The organism is Finegoldia magna, assembly GCF_003182075.1.
In the GTDB taxonomy this organism is placed as follows: domain Bacteria; phylum Bacillota; class Clostridia; order Tissierellales; family Peptoniphilaceae; genus Finegoldia; species Finegoldia magna.
In genome coordinates, this window is sequence record NZ_QGTH01000012.1 from 51,575 (window position 1) to 62,221 (window position 10,647).

General features: G+C 30.5%; 10 protein-coding genes and 1 pseudogene. 9 read left to right on the forward strand and 2 right to left on the reverse strand.

Going from position 1 to position 10,647, the window contains the following annotated elements; all coding sequences use genetic code 11:
• Nucleotides 1–25 precede the first annotated feature (25 nt).
• From rlmD to qatD, 8 genes are all read left to right on the forward strand, one after another.
• Nucleotides 26–1,240 (forward strand): 23S rRNA (uracil(1939)-C(5))-methyltransferase RlmD, encoded by a 1,215-nt coding sequence (rlmD, locus tag DES33_RS06070; RefSeq protein ID WP_110058401.1) that lies wholly within the window; start codon nucleotides 26–28, stop codon nucleotides 1,238–1,240.
• Between the two features lie 313 nt (nucleotides 1,241–1,553).
• Nucleotides 1,554–2,141, forward strand: a complete 588-nt coding sequence (locus tag DES33_RS06075) for a type IV toxin-antitoxin system AbiEi family antitoxin domain-containing protein (protein WP_094202961.1) — start codon at nucleotides 1,554–1,556, stop codon at nucleotides 2,139–2,141.
• Nucleotides 2,138–2,974: a nucleotidyl transferase AbiEii/AbiGii toxin family protein gene (locus DES33_RS06080; protein ID WP_110058402.1), complete on the forward strand. Its 837-nt coding sequence runs from the start codon at nucleotides 2,138–2,140 to the stop codon at nucleotides 2,972–2,974. The genes DES33_RS06075 and DES33_RS06080 overlap by 4 nt, the downstream gene beginning before the upstream one ends.
• Nucleotides 2,975–3,253: 279 nt before the next feature.
• Nucleotides 3,254–3,376: a helix-turn-helix domain-containing protein gene (locus DES33_RS09960; protein WP_425325394.1), complete on the forward strand. Its 123-nt coding sequence runs from the start codon at nucleotides 3,254–3,256 to the stop codon at nucleotides 3,374–3,376.
• 174 nt (nucleotides 3,377–3,550) lie between these two features.
• Entirely contained in the window at nucleotides 3,551–5,371 is a 1,821-nt protein-coding gene (locus tag DES33_RS06090; RefSeq protein ID WP_070605204.1) for a KAP family P-loop NTPase fold protein, read from the forward strand.
• An 18-nt stretch (nucleotides 5,372–5,389) separates the two neighbouring features.
• Nucleotides 5,390–6,157: a hypothetical protein gene (locus DES33_RS06095; protein ID WP_070605206.1), complete on the forward strand. Its 768-nt coding sequence runs from the start codon at nucleotides 5,390–5,392 to the stop codon at nucleotides 6,155–6,157.
• A complete protein-coding gene (gene qatC, locus DES33_RS06100) occupies nucleotides 6,154–7,440 on the forward strand; it encodes a Qat anti-phage system QueC-like protein QatC (protein WP_070605209.1) in 1,287 nt (428 codons plus the stop codon). The genes DES33_RS06095 and qatC overlap by 4 nt, the downstream gene beginning before the upstream one ends.
• A complete protein-coding gene (gene qatD, locus DES33_RS06105; protein ID WP_110058404.1) occupies nucleotides 7,433–8,164 on the forward strand; it encodes a Qat anti-phage system TatD family nuclease QatD in 732 nt (243 codons plus the stop codon). The genes qatC and qatD overlap by 8 nt, the downstream gene beginning before the upstream one ends.
• Nucleotides 8,165–8,180: 16 nt before the next feature.
• On the opposite strand, the pseudogene DES33_RS06110 reads toward qatD, so the two are convergent.
• A pseudogene (locus DES33_RS06110) lies at nucleotides 8,181–9,511 on the reverse strand (relaxase/mobilization nuclease domain-containing protein).
• Nucleotide 9,512: 1 nt separating this feature from the next.
• Nucleotides 9,513–9,869 (reverse strand): plasmid mobilization protein, encoded by a 357-nt coding sequence (locus DES33_RS06115; RefSeq protein ID WP_110058405.1) that lies wholly within the window; start codon nucleotides 9,867–9,869, stop codon nucleotides 9,513–9,515.
• A gap of 292 nt (nucleotides 9,870–10,161) precedes the next feature.
• On the opposite strand from DES33_RS06115, the gene DES33_RS06120 reads away from it, so the two are divergent.
• The coding region (locus tag DES33_RS06120; RefSeq protein WP_110058406.1) for a TetR/AcrR family transcriptional regulator at nucleotides 10,162–10,647 on the forward strand (486 nt) is incomplete at its 3' end.

Sequence of the window (10,647 nt, forward strand, 5' to 3'; positions counted from 1 at the left end):
AATAAAAAGATAAAGAGGTGATTAAATGAAATTAGAAATAATAGACATGATAGATGACGGAAGATGTGTCGCAAAATACGAAGGAAAAACAGTGTTCGTAGATGGAGGAAGTGTTGGAGAAATAATCGAAGCAAAGAAAATAAAAGAAAAAAAGAATTTGATATTCGCAACAAAAACAAAAATAATACAACAATCACCTCATAAACAAGAACCGCTCTGCCCACATTACTACGAATGTGACGGATGCAGCATGCAAGACATTACATACGAAAAAGAATTGGAAATCAAAAAAAATTCCGTACTCAATAAATTGCAACGAATCGCGAAACTAGATATAAAAGATGTCGACATACTCACAAATGCTGAATATTATTATAGAAACAAAGTCGATTTGAAAGTGGAAAATGGAAAACTTGGATATTACAACAGAAAAACACACAACTTAACACAAATATCCACTTGCAAAATCGCATCAAAAGCAATCAATCAAATGATAAATTGGTTGGAAAATCAGGATTTGAATGGCGTGTCGGAAATCAAAATCAGATCCAATTACAACGACGAAATCCAAATATCCATGGATTATTTATCAGATGAAATGCTAGAAAATTTAAAATCTGTAGAAAGCATCGTAGAAATTTATGCGAAAAATAAAAACTTTGATTTGGTTTATAGGAAAAAACAATTTGTGGATAAAATTGGAGATTTATCATTCATAATAAGCCCTAAATCATTCTTCCAAGTAAACAAATACAACACAAGTTTGCTCTACGACACGGCAAAACAAATGATGAATGCAACTGCAAATGACAGAATATTGGACTTGTATTGCGGAATCGGAACAACAACAATGTACATTGGAAATGACAACAACACAATCGGAGTCGAAGTCGTAAAAGATGCAGTAAAAGATGCCAACCAAAACAAAAAACTAAACAATTTAGAAAGCATTCAGTTTATTGAAGAAAAATCAGAAAACGTCGTAGGAAAACTCACAAAAGAGCCGTTCGATATAATACTCGCCGACCCACCACGAAAAGGAATGGACGAAAAAGTAGTCGAAGCAATAATAAAATCCACAGCAAAAAAACTCGTCTACATCTCCTGTGACCCTGCAACCCTTGCAAGAGATTTGAAGATGTTAACAGAAAACGGATTTGCAGTCAGAGATGTCAAATTGGTGGATATGTTCGCTAAGACAACGCATGTGGAGACTATAGCATTGATACAAAAGATGTAAACTTAGAAATCCTGCATTTCAAGCAGTTTTATAAGCATTTTGTCTTCGATAAAGATGAAGAAGGATACGTCAAAAAGACTCAAAAAAACTACATGGATGTAAGAGTTGTTTTGCAACTGGTATGAGGAAACACAAAAAATATATTTAACTCATTTTGTACTTTCTATAAGAGTAGCGTAAAAGGCTGCTCTTTTTTTGTTAAAGGGAGTAAGGATTCGTTACATCCTTTTCAAAATATGAAACATTCACAAGCCTACTTTACATATTCGCTTTTATAACATATAATAAAAGCGTAAACGAGAGGAGGCAGACTATGGATACGCTTAAAGAATATATACAAGAAAATTTAGTAATCACCAACAAAGAAGCAGAAGAACTTGGATATAGTAGGCATAATTTATCTGAATTAACAAAAATCGGACAATTAGAAAGATTAAGACCAGGTCTATATCAATTAAAAGGAAAAGTAATAGACGATTTTGTTTTAATATCATCAAATAGTAATCGAATTATATTTTCCCATCAAACAGCCCTATACCTCCACGACCTATCCGATAGGACTCCAAATGTATTTCATATATCTGTACCCCAAGGCTACAATGCCAGCCATATCAAAAAGAGGTACGAAGATCTACAAGTTCACTATGTAAAAAAAGATTTATACGAAATAGGAAAGACAGAAATAAAATCACCACAAGGCAATCTCATACCAGTTTATGATATTGAAAGAACGGTTTGCGATATCATAATTGACAGAGAAAAAATAGATAAGCAAATTTTCACAGAAGCAATAAAAAGATACTTTAAATCACCAAATAAAAATCTAAGAAGACTCATAAAATACAGTAGATTATTTAAAATAGAAAATGAAATTAGGAAATATATGGAGGTATTATTGTGATTAATATCGAGAGTATAAAGGGCAAGATAAGAAGCATGGCAGAGAAGAAAAATCTAAAGTCACAAGAAGTTTTGCAAATATATTTTTTTGAAAGATTTTTAGAAAGGATATCTAAATCAAAGTACAAAAATAATTTTGTAATAAAAGGAGGATTCCTAATATCTTCCTTAATTGGAATTGAAAATAGAACAACTATGGATATGGACACAACCATAAAAGGCATACCCCTAAAAGAAGAAAAAATAAAAGAAATCGTAGATGAAATTATAGATATCAATGTAGATGATGGAATAAAATTTGAAATAAAAGACATAAGTTATATTAGAGAAGAGGATGAGTACGAGAACTTTAGAATTTCATTAATAGCAAATGTTGGAAAGACCAAAAACTCTATGAAACTTGACCTAACAACGGGTGATGCAATAACACCAAGGGAAATAGAATATACTTATCCCTGTATCTTTAGCCAAGAAGATATAAAAATAATGGCTTATCCATTAGAAACAATTTTAGCTGAAAAATACGAAACCATAATCAGAAGAAATATAACAACCACACGAATGAGAGACTTTTATGACCTATACACTCTCTACAAACTAAAAAAAGATGAGATAGATTATAAAATTTTAAAAGAAGCAATAGAAAGAACCTCAAACCAAAGAGGAAGCTGGGAGATAATGCAAGACTATGAGGAAATAATTGATGATATAAAAGAAGATTCATACCTAAGATCCTTGTGGGTAGTATATCTCGGTGAAAATAAGTATATTGGAGATTTGACCTTTGATAAGGTTGTTGGTGTAGTGAGAATTATTTCAAATAGAATTAATTAGATGTAATATTCCAGACACTGTTTGGAAATTATAGACAAGAAAATATTAAGTATGAGAAGTAGATTAATCTACTTCTTTTTAAAAACTTAAATGCATTTTAATGAGAACGTTTTTATATTAAACCGACATTTAATGGTATAATATAATAAATATTAATTTTCAATGTAGGGTATATAGAGAATTTTTAGTTATAAAAGATTATTCAAAAACTAATAGAATTAATATTACAAAAAGAACTTGATGAAAATAGCAAAATTTGTAAAAGTTATATTTTATAAAATGAAGAATGGGCAAAATGTGACTACGGATGTTTTGCTTAGGATTTGCAATGCTTTGGATTGTGATATTAAAGATATTATGGAGTGCGTAATTATTGAAGATGTAAGGAGAATGGGAGTCTAAGTTTACAGTCATAGATTTATTTTCAGGTGCTAGAGGGATTATCTAAGGGATTTTTAGACGCTGTTATTTATGTCGATAACATAGATATATTTGTAGCAATAAATGAATGAGGCGTAAAATGGAAGATAAAAAGTTAAAGTTTATTGACCTTTTTGCTGGCTAGGAGGTAAACACATGTGGAAAGATAGTGAAACGGAACTTGATTTTCTGGATTATGATTATTTAATACAAACAGTTCAAAGTATTATTACAGATGATACTCTTTTGCCTGCCAGTATTGGAGTATATGGCGATTGGGGAAGTGGAAAGTCAAGTCTGATGTATATGTGTAAAGAATGTTTGATTAAAGAAGATGATAAAATAAAGTGCTTGGTATTTAATGGTTGGTTATTTGAAAATTACGAAGATGCAAAAACGGCGATATTAGGCACTATTCTTGATGAGATAAGCAAAGAAAAAAACTTAACTGACGAGGCTAAAGGTATTATTAAAGGTCTATATAAAAGTGTTGATAAGTTTAAATTGGTAAAGGGTGTATTAAAGTATGGGACTGATTTTCTAGTGACAGGGGGAATTGGTTCTTTACTTGGTATTACAATAAACCAAGCTTTAAAAAGCACTCAAGAAAAAATAGAAGTTACCAATTTAGAAAAAATTCAATCTAATATTGAAAATGAATTAAACAATAAAGAATTACGTGAAGATATTAAAAAGTTTCAAAAAGAATTTGCGTCTTTATTGGAAAAAACGAAAATCAGCCGTTTAGTTGTTTTTATAGATGAATTGGATAGATGTAGACCAGATACTATTTTAGAAACGCTTGAAGCGATAAAGCTATTTCTTTTTGAGGGAAAAGTCGCTTTTGTTATAGGCGCTGACGAGCGTCATATTTCGTATGCAGTTAAAAGTAAATTTAAAGATATTGAAGGTATTCAGATTGATATTGGAAAAGAATATCTTGAAAAATTGATACAGTATCCCATCCGCATTCCACAATTAAATGCAGAGGAGGTAGAAATTTACATTGCTTGCTTGCTTTTGCAATCAGAATTACCAGAAGACGATTTTCAAAAGGCTCTATCATGGATAGTTGAGAAGAAAAAAGAGGATTTCGAGAGGTTTAAGATTGAATCAGTTATAACTTTATTTTCTGATAAAGAAGATGGTTACTCAAATATTGTAGAATCACTTTCTATTGCAAATCAATTAGCATTTGTTTTATCTAATGGATTGCATGGAAACCCTCGTCAGTGTAAACGATTCTTGAATTCCATGTATATGAGATTGCAAATGGCTTCTTACAAGAATAAGCAGCTGGATAGAAAAATTCTTGCAAAGATAATGATGTTGGAATATATAAAACCTAGAATTTTTAATAAAATAGCTGAGATGGCAGCAGATAATAGTTTAAGTAAGGAATTAGAATTGTTTGAGAATGGTACTCCTGAAAAAACCGATAAGTTGAAAATTTGGAAGGAAGATAATTGGTTTTTAAATTGGTGTAAAATAAATCCAAAATTATCTGAGGAAAATCTTAATACGTATTTTTACTTTACGAGAACTTCATTGGATGAAAAAATTAGTCGTATATCATCTTTTCTTTCGCCAGCAGCACAAGAAATATTGGAACAACTACTTTCAAAATCAGATGTTAAAATTCAACAAGCTATTAAATCTGTTGCAAATATATCAGACTCTGATGCGGCTGCAATTCTTGAAGCCATGTATTCTTCCATGATAGCTGAAACAACAATATCCAAAGAACTGATGAAATCATTTTTGCTATTTGCGCAGCAAAGAACAGAACTAACCAATGATACTCTTAGTTATTTACAATCGTTTAGTGGATCGCAAATTAATCTCGGTTGTATAAGTTATATAGCTGATTATGCAGATAAAATGAGTAAGAAAGTAGAAATTTTAGAGATAGCATCTCAATGGGATAAGAATAAGTCTGGATTACAAAATAGCATAGAGAAGCTATTAGAAAAATAGTATAAAAGGAGGGTGATTATGGGAACATCAAGTATTTTCAATGGAAGGAATGATAGAAATCCCTTATTGCCAGAAGATTATAACCCTAATCAAGATGAAGGCACTGATGTAACGAAACCAGTCAAATGGAAAACTGTTAAGTCAGATATGTCAAAGTATATCAATAGTGGAGGTACGTACGGTTCTGCAAAGCATATTGCACGCCAGTATGTTAGAGCGGCTGGTGGATCCAGAAACATGGCTTCACAGGCATACTCTGGAAGAAAAGCCGGAGGAAATCTTGGGAATCTTTTTAATGGAATTTTTACTAATGGCGTAAAAGTAACATTTAAGAATCTTGGTATTGAATATGAAGGTAAATCTGTAGAGGAGATTTTTTCTGGGTTAGTAGATGTAATTGCACCAAATTCAAGCACTAAAGAAGATATCGTGGCAAAGGAAGCTACACAAGCAGCTCTGTCTAAAGTATTTGATTATGTTGAAAATAATTCGATGGATATAGACTGTCTTAATAATATGTCATTTGAATTAATGCATGAAGCTTTAAAGGAATATGTTGGTGCATATATTTGGATTACTATGATGAAGGATTTAGGCAGTAGGTTAGAAATGTATATAACTAATGCGGATGATTCATATGCTATGGAATGTGAATTTAAAGACATGATTATGGGAATTGTAGATGTTGAGTTTAATAAGCAAGGTAATATAATAAACAAAAATATTTCATCTACAATTAGAGATATGCATGAATGCTGTTTGAAAGTTATGGAGGGAATCTTATGAAAATAGTTTGTCGCATAAATAAAAAAGATACTTTTAAAGTTGATGAACAAGCAACAAATGTTGATTTTTTCGACTTCAATTCTTTTTCGTATACATTTTGGAAGAATAAAAATAAGTTACCTTATTGGTATAGTCAACAAGCGTTAGATTTGCTTTACATTTCTATGGCTGTTTTTTCAGCAGATAGATTATGTTTAAGAAAAAATGCACATGATGGATGGAGTAGAGAGTTTTCGGTATTTATGCCTATTTTAGAATATGATATGTGGCAAAATGCAAAATCAACACTTGAGGAAATGTTGAATTTTTTAAGTGGAGATAAATGGACTTTTATTTTTAGAAGAAGAGAGCAATCTGAAGAGGAAAAGATAAACTACGATAAATGGGAAAAATCAAAACAAAAAATAAAAAACTATGATCAAATTTGTATGTTTTCAGGTGGAATGGATTCGCTCATTGGTGCAATTGATTTGTTGGAAAGTAATAGTGATAAAACTTTATTTGTGAGTCATTATGGTGGGGGGAAAGGAACAAAGGAATTTCAAGATATTCTTAAAGAAAAGTTTATTAATCAATATTCATTAGAATCAAGAGATTTTCATCAGTATTATGCAAAGGTTGTATCAGGTGTTGAAGACACTACAAGAACACGTTCTTTTATGTTTTTCTCTCATGCATTAGCAGTTGCATCTTGTTTGAGAAAGCAAGTTCATCTGATTATACCAGAGAATGGATTTATTTCACTAAATATTCCTAGTACATTTTCTCGAATAGGTACTAGTAGCACGAGAACAACACACCCGCATTATATGAGTTTGTTTCAAAAGTTGTTAGATTTAATTGAACTCAAAGTAAAGCTAGTTAATCCATATCAATTCAAAACAAAAGGTGAAATGCTATTGGATTGTAAAAATCAGCCTTTTGTTAAAAAAAATTTAGAGAATACAATGTCTTGTTCACATCCAGATAATGGTAGAATGCAAAAGGAAAAGGAAGCTCGACATTGTGGTTACTGTTTGCCTTGTGTAATAAGACAAGCAGCTGTTATGCGTGCAGGTATTGTAGATAAAAGTTCTTATAGGGATAATAAATTCATTGGAGGTAATGTTTCTAGAACCTGTTTAAATTCTTATCGTTTAGGGTTAAGAAAATTTAATCCTAAGTACGCTTTTATGACCATTCAATCTAGTGGAGCAATAAAAGATAATATTGAAGATTATACGAATTTGTATATTAGAGGTATGGAGGAATTAAAAACATATTTGGAGGAATTGGATGACTGATTTTTATATGGATATGCATATGCACTTTGATTTATATAAAAATAAATATGAAGTTTTGAAATATATTGAGAATAAGAAGTCTTATACGATTGCAGTTACTAATTTACCAGATTTATATAAGAAATATTATGCAGAGAACTGGAATTATAAATATATAAGATTAGCATTGGGATTTCATCCAGAACTGGCGGCACAATATAATGACCAAATTAGAACCTTTAAAAAATTCTTTCAAACAACACGTTATATTGGAGAGGTTGGCTTGGATTATCCTGTAAAAAATATTAGAAATATAGAAAAACAAAAAGAAGTATTTAAACAGATTATTGATTTATGTAAGTCTGATAAAAAAAAGATAATAAGTGTTCATACAAGAAAAGCAGAAAGGGACTGCCTAAAGATTCTTGATGGATTTGAGGGAAGAGTAATATTGCATTGGTACACTGGTAATTTAAGAGATTTAAAAATTGCAATATCTAGAGGATATTTTTTCTCTATAAATCAACAGATGATAAAGAGTCAAAACGGAAAAAATATTATTAATATGATTCCGATTGATAGAATAGTCATTGAAAGCGATGCTCCATTCACGGATGGACTTCATACAACTTATAATATCTCTTTTATGAATGATATTATTGAATATTTACATATTAGTAAAGAGTTAGATAAACAATTTATTTATGCAAAATTACAAGAGAATTTTAGAAAAATTCTCTTGTAATTTATAATGAAATCAGTTACCTCTCTATCTCCTTACCCATATATTTCTCATAATTTTTTCTGATTTGAAAAAGGTCTTTCATATCGGATTTGGTAGAAGAATACTCTTGCATAAGGGTATTCTTTTTTCTTGCAATTTATCAAGTCTATCTAAAATATCCTTTGAATTTGGCAGCTTTGAATGGGACTTTTTTAGTTCTGAAAGGGCATTTTCGTATAGGGCAATCTGAGCTTTGTACTCTTCAAAAAATGTCTTGTCAGACGGATTTGCCTTATATTCCCTGTAGTACGCCCTGTATTTTTTAACAGTATGAACCTGTTCCATAGTAGCAGAAAGCTCCTGTATTTCCTTATCAATAACCTTGATTTTATCCTGTAAATTTTGCCTTTCATCGGCTGATTTTTGGATGTACTCATCAAGTTGCTTAACGGATTTAATACCTTGTTCTCTGAGAAAGATAACAGACTCAGCCATTGTATTAAGGTTATGTTTGGTTGCCCAATATTCATAGCCTTTGCTTTCTTTTACCTTCACATTAGTGTTCATATCAATAACATTGCCAATGCGTTTTTTGACAGTAGGGGTTTTAATAGACGATATTTCTGCAATGCGTTCTTTTAACCTTTCTTCGGTATAATCTTCTCCGATTGTTTTAGATCTTGTAAATCTCGGCTTATCTTTCGGTTTAAAAGCAATGTGTTTGCCATACTTAATTTCATAGCCAAGATCAGCTATTTTCTTTAGAAAATCGTCCCAATCCTTAGACTATTTTATCAAATGATAAATGTCAAATTGAAGTCTGTTTTTCCAAGAAGTACATGTATTAAATTGCTCATATTCGTACCAAGATTTACCAGCAGTTTTATATTTTCTTTTGTAAGCTTCATAATATTTATCAACGACTGAAAGCTTATTTTCTTTACACAATTCATCACTTTGATACCTGATTTTATGGTAAGTTTTTTTGTTAGATTGGTAGCATTTACCAGTCTTATAATTAACATTATTAAAAATAATATGGTTATGGATATGCCCTCTATCTATATGAGTTGCAAGAACAAATTCATAATCTTCTTTTAAAATTTTCTTGCATAATTCCATTCCAATTTCGTGAGCTTTTATAGGATCAACCTCTCCTGGTAGAAAAGATTGGATTAAATGTCTAGCCAAAACTGTACCTTTAGTATCATTATTTTTTCGTGTTTTCATAAACTGAATATGGGCAGTAGATGGATGACATTTAAATGAAGATACCAAGACTTTTTCATCAGTTTTTTCACTCTTAGTTATATAATCTATTGCCAAATTTAGAGTTGATTTTATTGGATGTATTTTTGTAATTGCCATATTAATCACCAGAACTTTCTCTTGATTTATTAAGAAGTAGGGAATGGATCTGCCATATTTCTCTTGATAATTTTTCTATCTGCTTATTCATAGATTCAATTTCATTCTTGTAAATAACACCAGTTGTATTAGTAGCTTTTGCAATCTGGTTTATATTATTTGTTGCATTTGAAAGTAGCCATTGTAGGTTTCTGAATGGTTCTAAATCTACAACATAAATTTCTTTTTCTAAGACACATTTTCTAAGAAAGTGGGACATAGTTTTGCAATTAGCAAGTTTCATTTTTTTTTCAAAAACATCTTTTTCTTCTTTGGTTAGTTTTATTTCTATTCTTTCATTTCTAAATCTATTTGCCATTTTATTCTCCTTTATAAAATATATTTCGGGGTCTTAGGGCTCTCCCTAACAAGGTAAAAATTAAAAAAATGGAGCATTCCGTAAAGGTTTGCTCCATTAATTTTTTCGTAAGTGTCCGTACACTTACTGTGCTTGCTATTAAAGTTATAAGCGTTAAGCGTTTATTCAGTTTTATTAATTATACCGCATTTAAAGAAATTAATAAAGAAGTATAAGCGAAGCTATTGACAATGATTATCAGAGTTGATACAATAATACCGACAAGAGTGTCGGTTTGGAGGTTATTTATGAAATGAAAATGGAAGCTGATGAAAGAAAAAAGCAGATTAGACAAGCAGCTATTAAAGTCTTTTTGGATAAGGGATTTAGAAATACAGTTATGAATGACATTATGGAAGCTACTGGGCTTTCTAGAGGTGGCTTGTATCATCATTATGGTTCTACGCATGAAATCTTATACGACATTATGATGGAAGGTAATTTAAATAGAAAAGATATTATTCAAAAATCAATTTATGATGAAGGATTAATATTAAGTCCACAGTTGTTTTCAAGAATGATTATAGACAAGATACTTGCAGATAATGATTATGTAAAGCTTTATGTTATGTTTTTATGTGAGTTAAAAGAAAATGATGATCTGAAAGAATTATATGTGAAAATAAAAAAAGAGTCCATACAAGTATTTAAAGAATTGTTTTCTACTTTGTTTAACGTGTTACCTTCTGATGAAACATTTGAATTTATGATTAATATTATGAATTCTGGATTGATGGCT